We start from the raw sequence: 20,401 nt of genomic DNA, 5'->3' as shown, positions 1-20,401 counted from the left end.
GTTTTTTTGTACCCAGCCTGTGGGTCTCCTATGTGGCGAGGGGGCTTGCCCCCGTTGGGGTGCGCAGCGTCCCTGAAACAGGCGCCGCATTTGACCTGATTAAACGCGGTAGCAGGTTTTACGACTGCTTCGCAGTCGAACGGGGGCAAGCCCCCTCGCCACAGGGAAGGCCTCTCATCACAAGGAAGTGATGAATCAGCCGATGCTGATCGCCGGCAACGTCGGCAACGTCACGGTCTGCTGTTTACGCGGCGCCAGAATCTCCGCCTCGCCATCCACGACCAGTTCATCACGCTGGTTGAACACTCGAGTGGCGATGCGCACACGAAACTTCGGCATTTTCTCGAGAATTTCCAGGCGCACAGTCAGCGTGTCGCCAATCTTCACCGGCTTCTGAAAGCTCATTGTCTGACCGATATAAATAGTCCCCGGCCCAGGCAGCTCGCAAGCCACCGCCGCGCTGATCAACGCGCCGCTGAACATGCCGTGGGCGATGCGTTCCTTGAACATGGAGGCAGCGGCGAATTCGGCGTCCAGGTGCACCGGGTTGTGGTCGCCGGACATCGCGGCGAACAACTGAATGTCACGCTCTTCGACGGTTTTGCTGTAGCTGGCGGTCTGGCCGATTTCGAGGGCTTCGTAAGGGGTGTTGGTAACCTGGGTCATCTGTCTCGATTCCTGTGACGAATTAAATGAATCCACAAAAAAACTATTCGGCTCTGGGTGGCCGACGGTTGCTCAAGGCCTGGGCGATCCAGTTCAGCACGTCGGCAGTCACTTCATCGCGATTGCTCTCATTGAACAGTTCGTGCCGGGCCTGCGGGTAAATATTCAAGTGCAGGCTCTGGCAGCCAGCGTCGCGCAGGGCGTGGGCCAGATCTTTCAGACGCTTGCCTTCGCTCACCGGATCACATTCGCCGCCAATCACCAGCAGCGGCAGGCCCGGATCGATCTGGGCGAGATTGGACGCTTTGCTGATTTGCTGCAAGCCACCGAGCAAATCGATCCATAGCTGATTGGTGCAGCGAAAGCCGCAGAGCGGGTCGTTGGCGTATTTGTCGACCTCGGCCGGGTCGCGGCTCAGCCAGTCAAACGAGGTGCGAGCTGGCTTGAACTTCTTGTTGAACGAGCCGAACGACAGCCATTCGATCAATGCACTGCGGCCCTTGGGGCCCTGGCGCAGGCGTTCGAGACGAGCAATCTGCCGCGCTACGCGATAGAGCGCCACGGGCTGGAAGTTCGAGCCGCTGAGAATCGCCCCGTGCAGGCTGGCGCTGTGGTGCAGCAAGTAAGCCTGGGCGATGTAGCTGCCCATGCTGTGGCCCAACAGCACGATCGGCGTGCCGGGATGCTGTTGGCCGATATGTTGGTTGAGGCTGGCGAGGTCACCGACCACTTTGCCCCAGCCATCGTTGTCGGCGAAGTGGCCCAGGGTGCCGTTTTCAGCGGTTTTGCCATGTCCACGCAGGTCCGGTGCGTAAACACCGTAGCCCTGTTCACAGAGCTTTTCTGCCAGGCGAGCGTAGCGACCGCTGTGTTCCGCCATGCCGTGGGCCAGCAGGATCACGGCTTTGAGGGGCGCAGCCGGCAGCCACTGGTTGACGAAGAGGCGGCTGCGGTCGCTCGCGGTCAGCCAGAAAGTGTCATGGATCATGGCGATTCCTTTGCATGGGACTGCATGCGGCATGGGCGTCGTTGCATTGTATAGCGCATCCCGCGCGCGCCGTCTGATCAGGCCGCGCCGGGGCAGCAAGATTCACGGGATCAATGAGGACCGTGCGCATATTTGCCTGATTCACCATAGCTGCTAGTGTCCGGGAAGCACCGCTTTTCAGAAGTGATAGAAAAAGCGGCCCCGGATAGATTCAGGTAATGAGGACAAGAACAATGCAACCTGATTTCTGGAATGACAAACGCCCGGCCGGCGTGCCCCTGGATATCGACCTTGGGGCCTATAAGTCGGTGATCGAGGTGTTCGAGCGTTCCTGCAAGAAATTTGCTGACCGCCCGGCATTCAGCAACATGGGCGTGACCCTGACCTACGCTGAACTGGAACGTTACAGCGCTGCGTTCGCCGGTTACCTGCAAGCCCACACCGACCTGGTGCCGGGGGATCGCATCGCGGTGCAGATGCCCAACGTTCTGCATTACCCGATTGCCGTGTTTGGCGCCTTGCGCGCCGGGCTGATCGTGGTCAACACCAACCCGCTGTACACCGCGCGGGAGATGCGTCATCAGTTCAAGGACTCCGGTGCCCGGGCGCTGGTGTACCTGAACGTGTTCGGACAGAAGGTCCAGGAAGTGTTGCCCGACACCGACATCCAGTACCTGATCGAAGCGAAGATGGGCGACCTGATGCCCAGCGCCAAGGGCTGGCTGATCAATACCGTGGTCGCCAAGGTCAAGAAAATGGTCCCGGATTATTCACTGCCCCAGGCCCTCTCCTTCAAGAGTGCGCTACGTCTGGGCCGGGGCCTGGGCGTCAAACCGCTGAACGTCGGTCTCGACGACATCGCCGTGTTGCAATACACCGGCGGCACCACCGGGCTGGCCAAGGGCGCGATGCTGACCCACGGCAACCTGGTGGCGAACATGCAGCAGGCGCGGGCATGCCTCAGTCAGCTGGGTGCCGATGGTCAACCGCTGCTGCGCGAAGGCCAGGAAGTGATGATCGCGCCGCTGCCGCTGTACCACATCTATGCCTTCACGGCGAACTGCATGTGCATGATGGTGACCGGCAACCACAACGTGCTGATCACCAATCCACGGGACATCAAGGGCTTCATCAAGGAACTGAAGAACTGGCGGTTCTCGTTGCTTCTGGGGCTCAACACGCTGTTCGTCGCACTGATGGACCATCCCGATTTCAAGACCCTGGATTTCTCCAGCCTCAAACTCACCAACTCCGGTGGCACGGCGCTGGTCAAGGCCACCGCCGAGCGCTGGGAACAGCTCACCGGTTGCCGGATCACCGAAGGTTACGGCCTGACCGAAACCTCGCCGGTGGCCTGCACCAACCCTTACGGCGACAAGTCGCGCATCGGCACGGTTGGCCTGCCGGTGCCGGGCACGACCCTGAAAGTGATCAACGATGAAGGCGTCGAGCAGCCGTTGGGCGAGCGCGGCGAACTGTGCATCAAGGGCCCGCAGATCATGAAGGGCTACTGGCTCAAACCCGAAGCCACCGCCGAAGTGCTGGATGCCGACGGCTGGTTCAAGTCAGGTGACATCGGGGTGATCGACCCGGACGGTTTCGTCCGTATAGTCGATCGCAAGAAAGACATGATCATCGTCTCGGGCTTCAACGTGTACCCGAACGAGATCGAAGACGTGGTGATGGCCCACCCGAAAGTTGCCAACTGTGCGGTGATCGGCGTGCCGGACGAGCGTTCGGGGGAGGCGGTGAAATTGTTTGTGGTAGCCCGTGAGTCGGGGGTCAGCCTTGAAGAGCTGAAGGCTTACTGCAAGGAAAACTTCACGGCGTACAAAGTACCCAAGCACATCGTGTTGCGTGAGTCGTTGCCGATGACGCCGGTGGGCAAGATTTTGCGGCGGGAGTTGCGGGATATCGCATAAACGGTCGTAGACCGAGGTGATGCCAAAAGATCGCAGCCTTCGGCAGCTCCTGCGGGGATCGCATTCCTCTATAGGCGCTGCCGAAGGCTGCGATCTTTTGCGTTGAAAGCCGCGAATTCAGCGGCTTTCAGGGTGGTATAGGATTTTTGCTCTAAAATGACTGCTTGCCATTCTTGAGTCACCAAAGTGACTGTGGGGGCCTATTTAGGCTCTAGTCGGCCCTTGGCAAAGCTGCTACTCTCGGCGCGCTTTGTGACTTCTCGGCCTATGTAAAGCCAGATTCACCAATAGACAAACACCAATAATAATCGCATCAAATGCGGTGTTGAATTCGCGTTGCTGAGGAGTGGGCTTCCATGATCGAAGACTTTTGGAAGGATAAGTACCCAGCTGGAATTGCTGCCGAGATCAATCCAGACGAGTACCCGAATATTCAGGCAGTGTTGAAGCAATCCTGCCAACGCTTCGCTGACAAACCGGCATTCAGCAACCTGGGCAAGACAATCACCTACGGTGAGCTGTACGAATTGTCCGGTGCCTTTGCCGCTTACCTGCAACAGCATACCGATTTGCAGCCGGGCGATCGAATCGCCGTGCAATTGCCCAACGTGTTGCAGTACCCGGTCGCCGTCTTCGGTGCCATCCGCGCCGGGCTGATCGTGGTCAACACCAACCCGCTGTACACCGCGCGGGAAATGGAACACCAATTCAACGACTCCGGTGCCAAAGCCCTGGTCTGCCTGGCAAACATGGCGCATCTGGCACAGACCGTCGTGCCGAAAACCGGCGTCAAGCACGTGATCGTCACTGAAGTGGCCGACCTGCTGCCGCCGCTCAAGCGTCTGCTGATCAACAGCGTCATCAAGTACGTGAAGAAGATGGTCCCGGCGTATCACTTGCCCAAGGCCATCAAATTCAACGACGTGTTGAGCAAAGGCCATGGCCAGCCAGTGGTTGAAGCCAACCCGGCCAGCAGCGACGTGGCGGTGCTGCAATACACCGGCGGCACCACCGGCGTAGCCAAGGGCGCGATGCTGACCCACCGCAACCTGGTGGCCAACATGCTGCAGTGCAAGGCGCTGATGGGCTCCAACCTCAACGAAGGTTGCGAGATCCTGATCACGCCGCTGCCGCTGTACCACATCTATGCCTTCACCTTTCATTGCATGGCGATGATGCTGATCGGCAACCACAATATCCTGATCAGCAACCCGCGCGACTTGCCGGCGATGGTCAAGGAACTGTCGAAGTGGAAGTTCAGCGGTTTCGTCGGCTTGAACACGCTGTTCGTCGCGTTGTGCAACAACGAAGCGTTCCGCAAGCTGGATTTCTCGAACCTGAAAATCACCTTGTCCGGCGGCATGGCCTTGCAACTGGCCGCGGCTGAACGTTGGAAAGCGGTCACCGGCTGCCCGATCTGCGAAGGTTACGGCATGACCGAAACCAGCCCGGTGGCCACGGTGAACCCGAGCCAGAACATCCAGATCGGCACCATCGGTATTCCGGTGCCGTCGACCCGGTGCAAAGTCATCGACGATGCCGGCGTTGAGCAGCCGTTGGGCGGCATCGGTGAACTGTGTGTGAAAGGTCCGCAAGTCATGAAGGGCTACTGGCAGCGTCAGGAAGCCACCGATGAAATACTCGACAGCGAAGGCTGGTTGAAGACCGGTGATATCGCACTGATTCAGCCCGATGGCTACATGCGCATTGTCGATCGCAAGAAAGACATGATCCTGGTCTCCGGTTTCAACGTGTACCCCAACGAACTGGAAGACGTGCTGGCGACCCTGCCGGGCGTGCTGCAATGCGCTGCCATCGGCGTGCCGGACGAGAAGTCGGGGGAGGCGATCAAGATCTTCATCGTTGCCAAACCGGGCGTGACCCTGACCAAGGAACAGGTGATGGAGCACATGCGCGCCAATGTCACCGGCTACAAGGTGCCCAAAGCCGTGGAGTTCCGCGACGCGCTGCCAACCACCAACGTCGGCAAGATCCTGCGCCGCGAGTTGCGCGACGAAGAGCTGAAAAAGCTGGGCGTGAAGAAAGTCAGCGCCTGATCAAACAAAAAGCCCCGCAGATGCGGGGCTTTTTGTTGCCTGACTGATCATTCCCACGCTCCGCGTGGGAATGCCGCCACGGACGCTCCGCGTCCGATGCTGGGACGCAGAGCATCCCGGGCTGCGGTTACCACGCAGAGCGTGGGAACGATCTACAGGGGGGCTTACTGGCGGAACTGCGCGAAATTGACGTTGGTGCCCGCCGGACGCATATCCTGCAGGTAAGAGTCCTTGTCGGCGCTAAGCTCCAGGCTCAGGGCGGCCTTGCGTTTACCCTGGTTACGCACCACCAGGCCTTCCAGCTTCTCGCGCAGGAATACCGTCGGCACTTTCAGGTGCAGCAGTTCGTCGGTGTCCGGGGTGTGCATCAGCAAGTGAATCCATTCGTACTGACCAATGGCCAGGCGCGCAACCGGGATATCGAACCAGAAAATGTTGCGGTTACGGTTCAATTCGGTGAAATGGCAGTTGTTGACGCCAAGCACGGCACCGCCAAGTTCCTGGTTTCTGCGGGCAATGGCCTGCTTTTTATCGAGTTTCATAACGTTCCTACGGGATTGGATCTTCAGCGCCATGGCCTGAATACGTTGCGCATTCTCGGGGCAAAGCCTGCAAACATAAAGCCTAACCTGCCTTGCGCGATGAAATGTTCTGTTGGGAAATAAATGAAACTCCGCGCAAAGGCTTTCGGTCCACCCTTATGTAACGACTTTCCCCGTTGAAATGTTCTCAGGAGACATACCATGAGCAGCACTGGCGATAAAGTTAAAGGCATGGCAAACGAAGCGGTCGGCAACGTCAAGCAAGGCGTCGGCAAGGCCACCGGTAATGACAAAATGCGCGCCGAAGGCGTCAGGCAGGAACAGAAAGGCGAAGCCCAGCAAGCGATCGGTAAGGTCAAGGATGCTCTTAAAAAAGGTATCGACAAGGCTTGATCCGGTCTTTGACGAGTAACAGAAACGGCCATCCGCGGATGGCCGTTTTTGTGTCAGCTTGAACTTGAGCAAGGAAATTGTTTCAAAGTCGCCAAGTAGGCTACTTTGTTGTAGAAAACGGCCCCATGAGTCGCCATGACTTCAACTTTTTTGCGGCGAGACGCTAATGTTTTTCCCGACCATGAAAGGTCTGCCCCTGCATCGCGTGATGATGCGCACGGTCACCGAGTTCGTCGCCGACGAGATGTCGACCTATGCCTCGGCGCTCGCCTATCAGATGCTGTTCTCGCTGTTCCCTTTCATCCTGTTCCTGATTGCCCTGATCGGCTTCCTGCACTTGCCGGACTTCTTCTCCTGGCTGCGCCTGCAATCGGAACTGGTGCTGCCGCCCCAGGCGCTGGAGCAGGTGAACCCGGTGATCGACCAGCTCCAGCAATCCAAGGGTGGTTTGCTCTCGGTGGGTATTGTGATCGCCCTGTGGACCGCGTCCGCTGGTGTGCGGCTGATGATGAGTGCGATGAACGCCGCGTACGACGTGGTTGAAGGCCGTCCGGTGTGGAAGCGTTTTCCGTTGTCGATTTTCTACACCATCGGCATCGCCGGCATGCTGCTGGCCGCCGCTGCGTTGATGGTGCTCGGGCCGCAGGTGATGGCCTGGATTGCTTCGCAAGTGGGCCTTGAAGATTTCATCGTGACCGTCTGGACCATCGCGCGCTGGCCGGTGATCGTGATTCTGTTGATGATGGCGGTGGCGCTGATTTACTACGTGATGCCCGACGTCAAACAAGAGTTTCGCTTCATCACCCCGGGTGCGGTGCTGTCCGTGGTGGTCTGGATTGTCGCTTCGCTGGGCTTCGGTCTGTACGTCAAAACCTTCGCCAACTACAACGCCATGTATGGCAGTATCGGCGCGATCATCGTGTTGTTGCTGTACTTCTACATTTCTGCCGCGGTGCTGCTGCTCGGTGCGGAGATGAACGCGGTGATCGAGCATATGTCGTCCGAAGGCAAGAAACCTGGCGAAAAGGTGCCCGAAGAGCCCAAGCACCATGTTTCGGGGCTGGGACGAGATCACTCAATCAAGCCGACCACTGACGAAGTCATAAAATGATCCGTGAAATTCTGAAAATGGGCGATGAACGCCTGTTGCGCATTGCTCCACCGGTGCCGGCAGAAATGTTCGACAGCCCCGAATTGTGGCAACTGATCGATGACATGTTCCAGACCATGGAAAGCGTCGGCGGGGTCGGCCTGGCCGCGCCGCAGATCGGTGTCGACCTGCAACTGGTGATCTTCGGTTTCGAGCACAGCGAGCGCTATCCGGACGCCGAAGCGGTGCCGCAGACAATTCTGATCAATCCGCTGATCACGCCCTTGAGCCCGACCCTCGAAGAGGGTTTCGAAGGCTGCCTGTCGGTGCCGGGCCTGCGCGGGGCGGTGGATCGCTATCAGCAGATTCGCTATGAAGGCTTTGATCCCAAGGGCGAGCCGATCGTGCGCATTGCCTCGGGATTTCATGCACGGGTGGTGCAGCATGAATGCGATCACCTGATCGGCCGGTTATACCCCTCGCGCATCACCGACTTCAGCAAGTTCGGGTTTACCGAAGTGATGTTCCCGGACCTTGATCCTGCGGCGGACGATTGAATCGCTAAAGGATCGCTGTTCATGCCGAACCTGGTTGCAAACCCATGGCAATCATCGGCTTGCTGCGCGCATAACGGCTCAACCGTTCGGCCAGGGCGTAGGGCAGGGGCGGGTCGAAGGTAAAGCCGCGACGCTCATAAAAGCCACGCAAATCCGGATGGCAGAACAGCCAGACCGGCTCTTCAAGATGCTTGACGGCGTGGGCGATCAACGTCGCGGCGATTCCTTGTTCGCGACAGCTCGGGTCGACAAACAGCCCGGTCAGCCAATGCCCGCCGGCCACCGGCCGCAAACACAGCGCCGCGATGATCTCTTCACGTCTTGCGACCCACAATTGAGCGTCTCGCACCGCTTTCATCGACGATTGGTGGGCGCGGTAAAACTTGTTCATCAACGGCCATGATGGCTCGTCGAGCAAGGTGTACTGGGTGTTGGGCATGGGCTCGGACAGTCGGTGGGCAGGGCGCAGATTATAAAAGAACACGCGCGCCGGGATAGGTGTATACCTGATCTCACATCCCCTGTTAGTGGAGTACGCATCATGTCCAAAGGTATGGAATCAAAGAAAGCCGCGAAGAAAAAACCGGCGAAAACCGCAATTGAAAAACGCGCGGACAAGAAAGCCAAGAAGGTGAATGTGTTCGGCCACTGATCCCGCGTCCATGGAGCCCGAGTCCTCGGGCTCCTGTTTTTTGCGTCTATCGAAATAACCAAACAATCTGCAAGAAATCCCGGCGCCGTTGCACAGAGGGGGACTGGTTCCCGTTCTGAGCAAAGCCATGCCCCATTACTTCGACGCTGCCCACCGTGAAGAAATCGAAACCCTGCGCCAACGTTTCACCGCTCGCACCGAGTGGCCGACCTGGCTGTTGCTGATCGGCGTTTACGTCGGCTGGTTCAGTATTGTGCTGGGCAGTGCCCGGTTGGGGCTCTGGTGGAGCACGTTGTTGCTGATTCCACTGCTGGTGTTGTGGTTGTCGGTGCAGCACGAATTGCTGCACGGTCATCCCACCCGTTGGCCAATGCTGAATAAAGTCCTCGGTTATGCGCCGTTTGCGGTCTGGTATCCCTACACCTTGTACCGCGACAGCCATTTGCTGCATCACCGCGACGAAGACCTGACCATCCCAGGTAGCGACCCGGAAAGCCGTTACCTGAGCGCTGAACAGTGGCAGCGCAGTTCGCTGTTCGAGCAGGGCCTGCACTGGTTGAACAAAACCGTGTTCGGGCGCTTGGTCCTCGGTGCGCCATTGGCCTTGCTGGCGCTGGCGCGGGAGGAGCTGCAACGGCTGAAAACGGGTGAGCGCCAAGCCTGGTTAATGTGGCTGAGCCATGGTGCGCTGACCCTGCTGATGCTGGCGTTCATCGCGCGCTCCAGCGTACTGCCGGTCTGGCATTACCTGTTGCTGATCAGTGTGCCGGCGCTGTCGATTGCGATGATTCGCTCCTACTATGAACACCGTCCGCATGCGCAACCGGAGCAACGCACCGTCATCAATGAAGCGGGGTGGCCGTGGCGCTGGCTGTTCCTGAATCTCAATCTGCACCTGGTGCACCATGACTTGCCGGGGTTGCCTTGGTACGACTTGCCACGGGTGTACCGCGCGCGTCGCGAGCAATGGCTGACGCGCAGTGGCGGGTTTCTGGTGCAGGGTTATGGTCAGTGGGTGCGTCGGCACGGGGTGAGGGCGATTGACAGCCCGCGGCATCCGTTTCACTGATTGCGCATGAGTTCCCCTCGCCACACAGGCTCTCCTACAGGGGACTTTCGTTGTATGGGAAGATTTCGATGACACAACACCTCGCTGAATTACTGATGTACGTCGCTCCCGAGCCGATCCACCAGGCCAACGAGCGTTGGCTGTCGCAGATACTCGAACAGCTCGGCAGCACCCGCCTTGATGCCGAAGAGCTGTCGCTGATGGACCTTTGGCTATCCCCGCACCTGCTGCTGACCCAAACCTGCGGTTACCCGTTGATGACAGCCTTGCGCGGTCGCGTCCGGGTCATCGGTCGTCCTCGTTATGAACTGCCGGACAGCGGCGGCGGCAACCATTGCAGCCTGTTGCTGACCCGCGCCGATGATCCTCGCAGGACCTTGTCGGCCTTGCGCGGCAGTCGCGGTGTGATCAACGGCGAAGACTCCAACAGTGGCATGAACCTGTTGCGTCACCGACTGGCGCCGTTGCACCGCGACGGGCAGTTTTTTACCCGTGTTGCCATCAGCGGCAGCCACCGCGAAAGCCTGCGTTGGCTGCGTGACGACCTGGCGGACCTGGCCGCCATCGACAGCGTGACCTTCGCCTATCTGGCGCAGCACGCCCAGGCAGAAGTCGCTGGCTTGAGAGTATTGGCACGCACCGCGTTCAGTCCGACGTTGCCATACATCGCGGCGGCGGACACCACTGACGTGCAGGCTGAACAGCTTCGACAGGTGATGAATCAGACGTTGAAGGAACTGCCCGAGGTCGCCGAGACGTTGGGCCTGCAAGAAGTTTTGCCCGCCAGCGAGAGCGACTATCAGATTATTCTCGATTATCAGCGGGACGCCGAAGCGCTGGGGTATGGGCGGTTGCGATGAGGCTTGCCCGTGATAGCGACGTATCAGGCGTCATTCGTGTAAATTCATTTATGGAATATAAAAATTAATTTTAAGTATTTTTAACGAATAAGGCTCCTTGCTAGGATCGCGCCACCGGATCACCGGACATTCAGCGACCCCTAACCCAAGGAGCCCCTATGTCCGGCGCCTACGTTTCCCATCGCAACGACGTGGGCGGACTGTTCCGCGCCCACTACACCTGGCTGTGCGCACGTCTGCGCCGATATCTGGGAACCAGTCCCAGTGTCGAAGACATTGCCGCCGAAACCTTTGTGCAATTGCTCGAGTCGCCAGGCCTGACGCCGATTCGCGAACCCCGCGCCTTACTCACCACCATCGCCCAGCGATTGATTTATCAGCTGTGGCGCCGTCGGGATCTGGAACGCCAACACTTCGAGCAGTTACTGCCGGTTGACCCGATTGGCGGGCCATCGCCTGAAGACCTGGCGCAGTTCTCCCAGACCCTGAAGCACCTGAATCGAACCCTCGATCGCCTGCCGGGCAAGGTCAGGGCAACGTTTCTGTTGTCGCGAATCGACGGCCTGACCTACCCACAAATCGCCGCCGAACTGGGCATTTCCCAGCGTTCGGTCAGCGTCTACATAACCCGTTCCCTGGCACTGTGCACGCTGCACAGCGCCAACGAACCCCTGAACCGAACGTCCTTGAACCGAACACCCCAGACCCGGAGGTCCGCATGAGATCGATCAAAAACCTGCTCGGCAGTTCGCTGCTGGCCCTGAGCCTTGTGGCTGGCCACGTTCCCGCCGCAGAAAAAACCACACCCATCCATTTCGGCGACATCACCTGGGAAAGCGGCAGCCTGATCACCGAGATCCTGCGGCTGATCGTCGAGAAAGGTTATGGCTATCCAACCGACACCTTGCCCGGCAGCACCGTCAGCCTCGAAGCCGCGTTGGCCAAGAACGACATCCAGGTGATCGGCGAAGAGTGGGCCGGGCGCAGTCCGGCCTGGGTCAAGGCGGCATCGGAGGGCAAAGTGTTTGGTTTGGGCGATACCGTCAAAGGCGCCACCGAAGGCTGGTGGGTGCCGGAATACGTGATCAAGGGCGACCCGGAGCGCGGCATTAAGCCCTTGGCGCCGGAACTGAAATCCGTCGCCGACCTGGCCCGCTACAAGGACGTATTCCGCGACCCCGAAGACCCAAGCCGCGGACGCTTCCTCAACAGCCCGACCGGCTGGACGTCGGAGATCGTCAACAGCCAGAAACTCAAGGCCTATGACCTGACCGCCAGCTACGTCAACTTCCGCACCGGTTCCGGCGCGGCGCTGGATGCCGAGGTCGCTTCATCGATCCGCCGGGGTAAACCGGTGCTGTTCTACTACTGGTCGCCGACGCCACTGTTGGGTCGCTTCAAACTGGTGAAACTCGAAGAGCCACCGTTCGACGCGCAAGCCTGGAAAACCCTGGCCGATGCCAACAATCCGAACCCCAAGGGCACGCGTTCGATGCCGGCCAACCTGGCCATCGGCGTGTCGGCACCCTTCAAGGCGCAGTACCCGGACCTGGTGGCGTTCTTCGAAAAGGTCGATTTGCCGATCGATCTGCTGAACCAGACCCTGGGGCTGATGAGCGAAAAACGCCAGCAACCGCGTCAGGTCGCCGAAGCGTTTTTGCGCGATCAGCCGCAAGTGTGGAAGGGCTGGGTGCCGGGTGAGGTGGCGAGCAAAGTGAGTGCGAGTTTGTAGTTCAGCGGTGTTTGATAGATAGCTATCGCGGGCAAGCCCGCGAAGCGATCTAAAGCCTTACACCAACTCCGCCGCCAATGCCGCTTTCACGCTCGGCCGCTGATCAATCCGCGCCTGAAAGCGCGCCAACGCCGGCCAATCATCCAGATCAATCGCAAACAGCCGAGCCCAACGCAACACCGTAAACAGATACGCATCGGCAATACTGAACCCGCCGGCCATCAAGTAGTCCTGCCGCTCCAGCGTCCGGCTCAACACGGCAAAGCGCTTGAACAGTTTCTCTGTGATGAGCGCCTTCACCTCGTCCGCAAACTGCGGATTGAACAGCCAACCCAGCCCGCCATGAATCTCGGTCGAAACGAAGTTCAGCCATTCCTGTAACCGCACCCGCTCGAACGTTCCGCTCGCCGGTGCCAGGTTGGCCTCCGGGTGCAGATCCGCCAGGTACTGCAGGATCGCCGGGCCTTCGGTCAGCACATCGCCGTTATCCAGCTGCAATGCCGCGACGTAGCCTTTGGGGTTAATGGCGAGGAAGTCATCGCCGGTGACGGTTTTCTTGCTGCTGTTGTCGACGCGGACCAACTCGAACGGCAGCTCCAGTTCGCGCAGCACAATGTGCGGCGCCAATGAGCAGGCTTGCGGGATGTAATACAACTTCATGGGCAGGGCTCTGGTTGCGGATTTGCGCCAGTGTCATAGTGCGCGGCACCCTCGGTAAAATTAATCTTTCAGAAAACTGCCATAAGGAAAGCTACTGCCATGATGAACTTGATGCATTGGCGAATGGTGGTGGCGGTGGCCGATACCGGCAACATTACCCGCGCTGCCGAACGGGTCGGCATAACCCAATCCGGTGCCAGCCAGGCGCTGGCCTTGATCGAAGAAACCCTGGGCGTTCAGCTGTTCAGCCGGGAAAACCGCCAGACCTTGCCGACCGCCATCGGCTTGCCGGTGATCGAACAGGCACGAACCATGCTCGGTGCCCTGGAAAACATCCGCAGCACCGTCGACGCCGCTAAAGGCATCCAGCGCGGGACGATTCGTCTGGCCAGTTTCCCTATGGTGCTGACGACGTTCCTGCCGCCACTGTTGCGCCAGTTCAATCGGCTGTATCCCGGCATTCAAGTGGTGGCGCTGGAGGTCAGCGACGATGAAGTGGAAACGTTGCTCAGTGCCGGGTTGGTGGATGTCGGTGTGGCGTTGAACCCGGCACCTGCGCGCAATGCCGGGCGTTTGGGGCGTGATGCCTGGGTGGCGATTCTGCCCGGTGGCCATCCTTTGGCGCGTCGCTCGAATGAAGAGGGCGTCTCACTGGCGGAACTGGCGGAGCAACCCTTTGTGCTGGCCACGGGCGGGTGTTCGACCAATGCCCGCAGCCTGGCGGCCGATGCCGGGTTGCAACTGCTGGATGTGCGGGCCGAGGTGCGTGAGTGGAGCAGTGCGTTCACCCTGGTGCGGGAGAACATCGGTGTGACCCTGGTACCGGAAATGACCCTGCCGACTAATCGTCAAGGCTTGCGGATAGTGCCGGTGACACCGCGTATCGATCGCGAGTTTGCCTTGGTGGTTGCGCCTGATAAAGAACCTTCGGCAGCAGTGCAGGCGCTGTTGGGAATGCTTGCCGACCGTCCGTTATCGCCTGACGAGTCGGCGAGTCAAGCCACGATGCTCTCTTTCTAGCAGCTGCCGAACGCAGGCTTCGCCAGCTGCTACGGATAGCCGGAGGGCGCCCGTCCGGTTTCAGTCCCTGGTGAAATCAAGGCACGCCATTACAGGCGTGTGCCATGAACCCCGGTCGCAGCGCCAGTCGTTGGCAATAGGCGTCGACGGCGGGATAGTCCGGGCGCTCCATCGGGGTCATCCGCCAGCGGTTGACCGACAAGCCGATGAGGATATCGGCCAGGGTGAACCGAGGTCCGGCGACATACGCACCGGTCGACGCGAGTTGCTGTTCGAGGATGCCCATTTTCGCGTTCCAGCCGCGAACGCCATCGGCGATCCGCTGCGGATCCTGGAAGTTCGGCAATTGCCGCACCAGCGCAAAAAAGGCGTAGCCCCAGGACGGATTGAGTTCGGTGGCTTGCCAATCCATCCACTGTTCCACGCGAGCCCGCGCCGCCGGCTCGATGGGCAACAGATCGGTGTTTTGGTATTTGCCGGCCAGATAGCGGCAGATGGTGTTGGACTCCCACAGCACGCCGGCTTCGTCGATGAGCACCGGCACCTGTGCGTTAGGGTTGAGCTGGAGAAACTCCGGACTCTGGGTCGAGGCAAAACCGCTGCCCCAGTCTTCCCGTTCGTAGGAAACGCCCAGTTCGTCGCAGGCCCACAGGACCTTTCTGACGTTGATTGACGAGGCCCGACCCAAAATCTTCAGCGCATGTCCCATTGAGCTTCTCCGTTTGCTGTTACAGGTGCCGGGAATTTAGCACGAGCAAAGGGACGATTGCGTATCAGGTACTCTCGCGCACCTTCAATTCAAACCCCATGTCCTGCACCGGTTTGGCCACCGAATTACCGGCCATCAAGGTCAGCATCAACTCCGCCGAACGCCGGCCGATGGCCTCTCGCGGCGTGCTGATGCTGCTCAGGCGCGGGACCATGTGGGCCGAGGCCGGCAGGTCGTTGAAGCCGAGGATCGCTACTTGTTCGGGGATCTTGATCCCGCAGCGCAGGGCTTCGAGCAGTGCGCCCTGGGCCAGGTCGTCGTTGCCGAAGAAGATCGCATCGACCTGCGGATGACTGGCCAGCAGTTGCAGAAACAGCTCACCGCCCAAACCGACGGAGGAGGGGCGCGGGGTCAGCACTTCCAGGTCAGGATCATACAAACCGGCCTTTTGCAGCGCACGACGGAAACCTTCGCCCCGCAGCAACGTGCGCTGATCCAGTTGCGCACCGATATAAGCCAGGCGTTTACGACCGCGTGACAGCAAATGCTCGGCCGCCGTTTCGCCGGCGGCCAGTTGCGAAAAACCGACGCAATTGAGTCCCGCCGCACTGTCCAGCTCCATCATGTAGACGCAGGGAATGTTGCTGGCCTCGATCATCCGCCGCGAACTTTCGGTGCGGTCGAAACCGGTCAGCAGCAAGCCGCGTGGCTGATAAGCCATGTAGTTGCGCAGCAGGTTTTCTTCTTCATCGCGCGAGTAATGGAAGTTACCGATCAGTACTTCGAAGCCCTTTGGTCGCAAAACCTGATGAATGGCTTCCAGCGTTTCGATGAACAGCAGGTTGGATAATGACGGTACCAACACCACGACGGAATGGCTCTGGGCCGAGGCCAGCGCGCGGGCGGCGGGGTTGACCACGTAGTTCAACTCGAGGGCAGCCTTCTGGACTTTTTCCACCAGTTCGGTGGCCACCGTGCTGACGCCACGCAGGGCGCGGGAGGCGGTAATCGGGCTGACACCGGCCAGGCGCGCGACTTCGTTGAGGGTAGGACGGCCAGTGGTTCGTGTATTTTTATCGTTTTTAGGGGTATTCATCGGACGGCTTGCCAAACAAAATTCAAGGCACTAAGGTAGCGCTGTCTCGATGCAGCTGCAAATGCGTGAGCGGGGTTTGCCTGATCCTCGCTTTTCGGCATCGAGAACGAACATGCTGCAACCCACAAAAATGACAAGAAGGCGTCGGCAACATCTGCTTTTGCACTAGAGTTTTACCTAGCAAAGGTAGCGCTGTCTGCGCGCTGAGGTGTTACATGAATCATTCCATCACCGCCCTGGTCATCATGGGCGTTGCCGGTTGCGGCAAGACATGCGTCAGCCAGGCCCTGTGCCAGCTCAGCGGCGCAACCGCCATTGAAGGCGACACTTTCCACCCTGCCGCCAATATCGAAAAGATGAGCGCGGGTATCCCCCTTAATGACGAAGACCGTGCCGGCTGGCTCGACAGCCTGTGCGATGAACTGCGCCGCGTCGACGCCCGTGGCGAGCGCCCGGTGCTGACCTGTTCGGCCCTCAAACACAGTTACCGCGAACGCTTGCGCAGTGCCTTGCCGGGCCTGGGCTTTGTGTTCCTTGAGCTGACCCCTGAAGTCGCCGCCGATCGTGTCTCCCATCGGCCGGGCCACTTCATGCCGTCGACCCTGATCGACAGCCAGTTCGCCACCCTTGAATCGCCCGTTGGTGAGCCCCTGACCTTGGCTCTGGACGCTTCGAGCCACAGCGTCGACGAATTGGCCGCTCAGGCCCACCGTTGGTGGCTCGATCACGGCTTGAAACTCGCCAGTTGAGTTTTGCTGCAAAAGATAGCGCTGTCCTGACGGCTTCTGATTAATCGCTTTAATAACAACAACAAACAGGAGACACCCCCCATGTTTGGCATGTCCCACGAGTCGTTTCTGCTGCTCGATGCAGTGGTCACGGTGATCGGCTTGATTGTCCTGATCACCAAGTTCAAGTTTCACCCGTTCATTGCATTGATCATCGCCGCCGCGTTCCTCGGGCTGACCTCCGGTATGCCGATCGGCACCATCATCAAGGCGTTCCAGGACGGTTTCGGTGGCGTTCTCGGTTTCGTCGGGATCATCCTGGCGTTGGGCACCATGCTCGGCAAAATGATGGCCGAGTCCGGCGGGGCGGATCAGATCGCCCAGACCCTGATTCGAGCCTTCGGCAAGGACAAGGTGCAGTGGGCCATGATGTTCGCGGCCTTCCTGGTCGGCATCCCGCTGTTCTTCGAAATCGGCTTCGTGCTGCTGATCCCGCTGGTGTTCATCGTTGCCCGTCGTACCGGCGTGTCGATCATCAAGATCGGTATCCCGCTGCTGGCCGGTCTGTCCGCCGTGCACGGTCTGGTTCCTCCGCACCCGGGTCCGTTGCTGGCGATCGGCGTGTTCGGTGCCGACATTGGTAAAACCATTCTCTACGGTCTGATCGTTGCGCTGCCGACGGCCATCATCGCCGGTCCTATCTACGGTACGTTCATTGCCAAGTACATTCCCGGTCATCCGAATCAGGAGCTGGTGGACCAACTGGCGCGCGAGTCGGATTCCGCCGATCTGCCGAGCTTCGGCATTACCTTGGTCACCGTGCTCTCGCCCGTGTTCCTGATGCTGCTCAAGACCTTTGCCGATGTGGTGCTGCCGGACGGCAACTTCTTCCGCACCTTCATGGACCTGGTCGGTCACCCGATCTCGGCCCTCTTGCTGGCGTTGCTGCTGTCGCTGTACACCTTCGGCTACAAGCAGGGCATCGGTTCGCAACAGATGCTCAAATGGCTGGACTCGAGCCTTGCACCGACTGCTGCGATCATCCTGATCATCGGTGCCGGTGGCGGCTTCAAGCAGATGCTGGTGACTAGCGGTGTGGGTGATGTGATCGGTCACATGGCGGTGGCGGCTCAGATCTCGCCGATCCTTCTGGCCTGGCTGGTAGCCGCGGTGATTCGCATCGCGACCGGTTCGGCAACCGTGGCGACCATCACTGGCGCTGGCATCGTGGTGCCGGTAGTGGGGATGATTCCGGGTGTGAACCGTGAGCTGCTGGTGCTGGCCACCGGTGCCGGTTCGTTGATCCTGTCCCACGTCAACGACGCCGGTTTCTGGCTGGTGAAGCAGTACTTCAACATGACCGTGGCGGAAACCTTCAAGACCTGGACCGCGATGGAAACCATCCTGTCCGTAGTGGGCCTGGGCTTTATTCTGCTGTTGTCGTTGTTCGTCTAAACACATTTGGCAGGCACAAAAAAACCGCAGCGATGCGGTTTTTTTGTGGGGCTACTGTGATGATCGTTCCCACGCTCTGCGTGGGAATGCCTCTACGGACGCTCCGCGTTCGGCTCTGGAAGGGACGCGGAGCGTCCCGGGCTGCGCTCCCACGCAAAGCGTGGGAACGATCAACGTGTCAGGCGTTGGTTTTGGTTACTAGCCCATCCGCCCGGAACATCCCGCGAATTCCGCGTACGGCCTGACGAATCCGGTCCTGGTTTTCGATCAGCGCGAAGCGCACATGATCGTCCCCGTACTCACCAAACCCGACACCCGGCGAGACGCAGACCTTGGCCTCGGCCAGCAGTTTCTTGGCGAATTCCAGCGAGCCCAAATGTGCATACGCCTCGGGAATCTTGGCCCAGACGTACATCGACGCCTTTGGGTTTTCGACCATCCAGCCCAATTCATGCAGGCCTTTGACCAATACGTTACGACGTTGCCGATACTGCTCGGCGATGTCTTTGACGCATTGCTGATCGCCTTCCAGCGCCGCAATGGCCGCGACCTGCAGCGGGGTGAAGGTGCCGTAGTCGTGGTAGCTCTTGATCCGCGCCAGAGCGTTGACCAGTTCCGGGTTGCCGACCATGAAGCCGATGCGCCAGCCCGCCATGTTGTAACTCTTGGACAGGGTGAAAAACTCCACCGCGATGTCCTTGGCGCCGGGCACTTGCATGATCGACGGGGCTTTCCAGCCGTCGTAGACGATGTCGGCGTAGGCCAGGTCGTGCACCACCAGAACGTCGTACTGTTTGGCGAGGGCGATCACCCGTTCGAAGAAATCCAGCTCCACGCACTGGGCGGTGGGGTTGGACGGAAAGCCCAGGATCATCATCTTCGGTTTCGGGATCGAACCGCGAATCGCCCGTTCCAGCTCGGCGAAGAAATCCACGCCAGGGATCAGCGGCACCGACCGCACCTGGGCGCCGGCAATCACGGCACCGTAGATGTGAATCGGGTAGCTCGGGTTCGGCACCAGCACGGTGTCGCCCTGGTCGAGGGTGGCCAGCATCAAATGCGCCAGGCCTTCCTTGGAACCGATGGTGACGATGGCTTCGTTTTCCGGGTCGATATCAACCTGGTAGCGATCCTTGTACCAATTGGAAATCGCCCGACGCAGGCGCGGAATCCCTTTGGACGTGGAGTAGCCGTGGGTGTCTTCGCGCTGGGCGACGGTGACCAGTTTTTCGACGATGTGCGGCGGCGTTGCCCCGTCGGGGTTGCCCATGCTCAAGTCGATGATGTCTTCGCCACGACGACGGGCGGCCATCTTCAGCTCGGCAGTGATGTTGAAAACGTAAGGGGGGAGTCGATCTATGCGCGCAAAGCGGCGCGGCGAACCTTGTTCGGCCATTGTTGCCTCGAATAACGTAAGCGCCCGGAACCGTCCGAGCGACGCTGGCCACTGCGGTGGCCTGTGGCGGAATGTAAGGGCAGGTATGGCAAACTGTCCAGCCTCTACGTAAACAATTTTTTCCGAAGGAAACGGGTTGATGGAATTTACCAGTGGCTTCCTGCTCAGCCTTTCGCTGTGCCTGGACATCGGCGTGGCCAATATCGCGATGATCACGCTGGCGATGCAGCGCGGCTATTTCCAAGGCTTTGCCCTGGGGCTGGGGACCTGTGTCGGCGACCTGATTTACGCAGTGCTGGCCCTGGCCGGCATGACCGTATTGCTGCAATACGAAACCGTACGTTGGGTGTTGTGGATCGGTGGGTCGGCGTTGCTGCTGTACTTCGCGGCGAAGATGATTCATTCGGCGATCTACCACAGTGCCGTATTGGCCGAGACCGCCGACGTTGGCCACAACTCCCATCGCAAAGAGTTCTTGAGGGGGATTTTCCTCGCCATGTCGTCGCCCAGTGCGATTCTCTGGTTCGCCGCGGTGGGCGGCACCCTGATTGCCCGTTCCGGTGGCGGCGGCACCCTCAGTTCGGCGTTGTTTCTCGGTGGATTCCTCTGCGCGGGAATTCTCTGGTGCGTCACGCTGTGCTTCGCGGCGAGCCATGGCGGCAAGTTGCTCGGTGACAAACTGTTGCGTTATTCCTACATGGCATCAGCCGCGATCTTCTGCTATTTCGCGGTGTACGTGATTCTTTCGGGTTACAACGAGTTTATCGGTGCGCCCACCGCCGGGCAGCTTCCGGGGCTCTGACTGGGCG

Annotated in this window: 21 protein-coding genes; 13 read left to right on the top strand and 8 right to left on the bottom strand. The window is 59.5% G+C overall.

Annotated elements, in window-relative coordinates; all coding sequences use genetic code 11:
- Positions 1-195: 195 nt before the first annotated feature.
- The gene (locus tag PSH69_RS23325) at positions 196-666 is read right to left on the bottom strand and encodes a MaoC family dehydratase (RefSeq protein ID WP_019581456.1); all 471 of its coding nucleotides are present in this window, start codon (positions 664-666) and stop codon (positions 196-198) included.
- A gap of 43 nt (positions 667-709) precedes the next feature.
- On the bottom strand, positions 710-1,654 hold the full coding sequence (locus PSH69_RS23320; RefSeq protein WP_305409964.1) for an alpha/beta hydrolase: 945 nt from the start codon (positions 1,652-1,654) through the stop codon (positions 710-712).
- Between the two features lie 233 nt (positions 1,655-1,887).
- Here PSH69_RS23320 and fadD2 point away from each other — a divergent pair, with 233 nt between their 5' ends.
- Together fadD2 and fadD1 are read left to right on the top strand one after the other, a co-directional pair.
- Positions 1,888-3,576, top strand: a complete 1,689-nt coding sequence (gene fadD2, locus PSH69_RS23315; RefSeq protein ID WP_305409963.1) for a long-chain-fatty-acid--CoA ligase FadD2 — start codon at positions 1,888-1,890, stop codon at positions 3,574-3,576.
- A gap of 356 nt (positions 3,577-3,932) precedes the next feature.
- Positions 3,933-5,633, top strand: a complete 1,701-nt coding sequence (fadD1, locus tag PSH69_RS23310; RefSeq protein WP_018926455.1) for a long-chain-fatty-acid--CoA ligase FadD1 — start codon at positions 3,933-3,935, stop codon at positions 5,631-5,633.
- Positions 5,634-5,797: 164 nt separating this feature from the next.
- On the opposite strand, the gene PSH69_RS23305 is transcribed toward fadD1, so the two are convergent.
- Positions 5,798-6,175 carry a hypothetical protein gene (locus PSH69_RS23305; protein WP_018926454.1) on the bottom strand — a complete coding sequence of 126 codons (378 nt, stop codon included), beginning with the start codon at positions 6,173-6,175 and terminating at the stop codon, positions 5,798-5,800.
- A 201-nt stretch (positions 6,176-6,376) separates the two neighbouring features.
- Between PSH69_RS23305 and PSH69_RS23300 the strand changes: the two genes are divergently transcribed.
- The 3 genes from PSH69_RS23300 (at position 6,377) to def (ending at position 8,215) form a co-directional block, all read left to right on the top strand.
- Positions 6,377-6,568 carry a CsbD family protein gene (locus tag PSH69_RS23300; RefSeq protein WP_018926453.1) on the top strand — a complete coding sequence of 64 codons (192 nt, stop codon included), beginning with the start codon at positions 6,377-6,379 and terminating at the stop codon, positions 6,566-6,568.
- A gap of 166 nt (positions 6,569-6,734) precedes the next feature.
- A complete protein-coding gene (locus PSH69_RS23295; protein ID WP_305409962.1) occupies positions 6,735-7,679 on the top strand; it encodes a YihY/virulence factor BrkB family protein in 945 nt (314 codons plus the stop codon).
- Positions 7,676-8,215 (top strand): peptide deformylase, encoded by a 540-nt coding sequence (gene def, locus PSH69_RS23290; RefSeq protein WP_018926451.1) that lies wholly within the window; start codon positions 7,676-7,678, stop codon positions 8,213-8,215. The genes PSH69_RS23295 and def overlap by 4 nt, the downstream gene beginning before the upstream one ends.
- 19 nt (positions 8,216-8,234) lie before the next feature.
- On the opposite strand, the gene PSH69_RS23285 is transcribed toward def, so the two are convergent.
- Positions 8,235-8,654 (bottom strand): GNAT family N-acetyltransferase, encoded by a 420-nt coding sequence (locus tag PSH69_RS23285; protein ID WP_305409961.1) that lies wholly within the window; start codon positions 8,652-8,654, stop codon positions 8,235-8,237.
- 340 nt (positions 8,655-8,994) lie between these two features.
- Between PSH69_RS23285 and PSH69_RS23280 the strand changes: the two genes are divergently transcribed.
- The 4 genes from PSH69_RS23280 (at position 8,995) to PSH69_RS23265 (ending at position 12,528) form a co-directional block, all read left to right on the top strand.
- Positions 8,995-9,936 (top strand): fatty acid desaturase, encoded by a 942-nt coding sequence (locus tag PSH69_RS23280; protein ID WP_305409960.1) that lies wholly within the window; start codon positions 8,995-8,997, stop codon positions 9,934-9,936.
- A gap of 68 nt (positions 9,937-10,004) precedes the next feature.
- Complete coding sequence (locus PSH69_RS23275) at positions 10,005-10,796, top strand: phosphate/phosphite/phosphonate ABC transporter substrate-binding protein (RefSeq protein WP_305409959.1); 792 nt, start codon at positions 10,005-10,007, stop codon at positions 10,794-10,796.
- 158 nt (positions 10,797-10,954) lie between these two features.
- Complete coding sequence (locus PSH69_RS23270; RefSeq protein ID WP_305409958.1) at positions 10,955-11,518, top strand: sigma-70 family RNA polymerase sigma factor; 564 nt, start codon at positions 10,955-10,957, stop codon at positions 11,516-11,518.
- On the top strand, positions 11,515-12,528 hold the full coding sequence (locus PSH69_RS23265; protein WP_305409957.1) for an ABC transporter substrate-binding protein: 1,014 nt from the start codon (positions 11,515-11,517) through the stop codon (positions 12,526-12,528). The genes PSH69_RS23270 and PSH69_RS23265 overlap by 4 nt, the downstream gene beginning before the upstream one ends.
- 57 nt (positions 12,529-12,585) lie before the next feature.
- On the opposite strand, the gene gstA is transcribed toward PSH69_RS23265, so the two are convergent.
- Positions 12,586-13,188 (bottom strand): glutathione transferase GstA, encoded by a 603-nt coding sequence (gene gstA, locus PSH69_RS23260; RefSeq protein ID WP_305409956.1) that lies wholly within the window; start codon positions 13,186-13,188, stop codon positions 12,586-12,588.
- Positions 13,189-13,287: 99 nt separating this feature from the next.
- On the opposite strand from gstA, the gene PSH69_RS23255 reads away from it, so the two are divergent.
- Positions 13,288-14,208, top strand: coding sequence for a LysR family transcriptional regulator (locus PSH69_RS23255; RefSeq protein ID WP_305409955.1), 921 nt, complete (start codon positions 13,288-13,290; stop codon positions 14,206-14,208).
- A 76-nt stretch (positions 14,209-14,284) separates the two neighbouring features.
- Here PSH69_RS23255 and PSH69_RS23250 read toward each other — a convergent pair whose 3' ends face one another.
- Positions 14,285-14,917, bottom strand: a complete 633-nt coding sequence (locus PSH69_RS23250) for a glutathione S-transferase family protein (RefSeq protein ID WP_305409954.1) — start codon at positions 14,915-14,917, stop codon at positions 14,285-14,287.
- A 64-nt stretch (positions 14,918-14,981) separates the two neighbouring features.
- Positions 14,982-16,013 carry a LacI family DNA-binding transcriptional regulator gene (locus tag PSH69_RS23245; protein WP_305409953.1) on the bottom strand — a complete coding sequence of 344 codons (1,032 nt, stop codon included), beginning with the start codon at positions 16,011-16,013 and terminating at the stop codon, positions 14,982-14,984.
- A gap of 215 nt (positions 16,014-16,228) precedes the next feature.
- On the opposite strand from PSH69_RS23245, the gene PSH69_RS23240 reads away from it, so the two are divergent.
- Complete coding sequence (locus tag PSH69_RS23240; RefSeq protein ID WP_019651720.1) at positions 16,229-16,762, top strand: gluconokinase; 534 nt, start codon at positions 16,229-16,231, stop codon at positions 16,760-16,762.
- Positions 16,763-16,843: 81 nt separating this feature from the next.
- The gene (locus PSH69_RS23235; RefSeq protein ID WP_305409952.1) at positions 16,844-18,196 is read left to right on the top strand and encodes a GntP family permease; all 1,353 of its coding nucleotides are present in this window, start codon (positions 16,844-16,846) and stop codon (positions 18,194-18,196) included.
- Positions 18,197-18,374: 178 nt separating this feature from the next.
- Here PSH69_RS23235 and alaC read toward each other — a convergent pair whose 3' ends face one another.
- Positions 18,375-19,592, bottom strand: a complete 1,218-nt coding sequence (gene alaC / locus PSH69_RS23230) for an alanine transaminase (protein ID WP_305409951.1) — start codon at positions 19,590-19,592, stop codon at positions 18,375-18,377.
- Between the two features lie 139 nt (positions 19,593-19,731).
- Between alaC and PSH69_RS23225 the strand changes: the two genes are divergently transcribed.
- A complete protein-coding gene (locus PSH69_RS23225) occupies positions 19,732-20,394 on the top strand; it encodes a LysE family translocator (protein ID WP_064616407.1) in 663 nt (220 codons plus the stop codon).
- Positions 20,395-20,401 lie beyond the last annotated feature (7 nt).

It is taken from the genome of Pseudomonas sp. FP1740, assembly GCF_030687165.1.
Taxonomy (GTDB): Bacteria; Pseudomonadota; Gammaproteobacteria; order Pseudomonadales; family Pseudomonadaceae; genus Aquipseudomonas.
The sequence above is the reverse complement of the archived record's forward strand: the minus strand, read 5'-3'. Positions and strand labels throughout refer to the sequence as shown.

Bases quoted from the DNA above. Each gene is read 5' to 3' on its own strand.
- PSH69_RS23325 (WP_019581456.1), bottom strand. From the start codon at position 666: ATGACCCAGGTTACCAACACCCCTTACGAAGCCCTCGAAATCGGCCAG.
- PSH69_RS23320 (WP_305409964.1), bottom strand. From the start codon at position 1,654: ATGATCCATGACACTTTCTGGCTGACCGCGAGCGACCGCAGCCGCCTC.
- fadD2 (WP_305409963.1), top strand. From the start codon at position 1,888: ATGCAACCTGATTTCTGGAATGACAAACGCCCGGCCGGCGTGCCCCTG.
- fadD1 (WP_018926455.1), top strand. From the start codon at position 3,933: ATGATCGAAGACTTTTGGAAGGATAAGTACCCAGCTGGAATTGCTGCC.
- PSH69_RS23305 (WP_018926454.1), bottom strand. From the start codon at position 6,175: ATGAAACTCGATAAAAAGCAGGCCATTGCCCGCAGAAACCAGGAACTT.
- PSH69_RS23300 (WP_018926453.1), top strand. From the start codon at position 6,377: ATGAGCAGCACTGGCGATAAAGTTAAAGGCATGGCAAACGAAGCGGTC.
- PSH69_RS23295 (WP_305409962.1), top strand. From the start codon at position 6,735: ATGTTTTTCCCGACCATGAAAGGTCTGCCCCTGCATCGCGTGATGATG.
- def (WP_018926451.1), top strand. From the start codon at position 7,676: ATGATCCGTGAAATTCTGAAAATGGGCGATGAACGCCTGTTGCGCATT.
- PSH69_RS23285 (WP_305409961.1), bottom strand. From the start codon at position 8,654: ATGCCCAACACCCAGTACACCTTGCTCGACGAGCCATCATGGCCGTTG.
- PSH69_RS23280 (WP_305409960.1), top strand. From the start codon at position 8,995: ATGCCCCATTACTTCGACGCTGCCCACCGTGAAGAAATCGAAACCCTG.
- PSH69_RS23275 (WP_305409959.1), top strand. From the start codon at position 10,005: ATGACACAACACCTCGCTGAATTACTGATGTACGTCGCTCCCGAGCCG.
- PSH69_RS23270 (WP_305409958.1), top strand. From the start codon at position 10,955: ATGTCCGGCGCCTACGTTTCCCATCGCAACGACGTGGGCGGACTGTTC.
- PSH69_RS23265 (WP_305409957.1), top strand. From the start codon at position 11,515: ATGAGATCGATCAAAAACCTGCTCGGCAGTTCGCTGCTGGCCCTGAGC.
- gstA (WP_305409956.1), bottom strand. From the start codon at position 13,188: ATGAAGTTGTATTACATCCCGCAAGCCTGCTCATTGGCGCCGCACATT.
- PSH69_RS23255 (WP_305409955.1), top strand. From the start codon at position 13,288: ATGATGAACTTGATGCATTGGCGAATGGTGGTGGCGGTGGCCGATACC.
- PSH69_RS23250 (WP_305409954.1), bottom strand. From the start codon at position 14,917: ATGGGACATGCGCTGAAGATTTTGGGTCGGGCCTCGTCAATCAACGTC.
- PSH69_RS23245 (WP_305409953.1), bottom strand. From the start codon at position 16,013: ATGAATACCCCTAAAAACGATAAAAATACACGAACCACTGGCCGTCCT.
- PSH69_RS23240 (WP_019651720.1), top strand. From the start codon at position 16,229: ATGAATCATTCCATCACCGCCCTGGTCATCATGGGCGTTGCCGGTTGC.
- PSH69_RS23235 (WP_305409952.1), top strand. From the start codon at position 16,844: ATGTTTGGCATGTCCCACGAGTCGTTTCTGCTGCTCGATGCAGTGGTC.
- alaC (WP_305409951.1), bottom strand. From the start codon at position 19,592: ATGGCCGAACAAGGTTCGCCGCGCCGCTTTGCGCGCATAGATCGACTC.
- PSH69_RS23225 (WP_064616407.1), top strand. From the start codon at position 19,732: ATGGAATTTACCAGTGGCTTCCTGCTCAGCCTTTCGCTGTGCCTGGAC.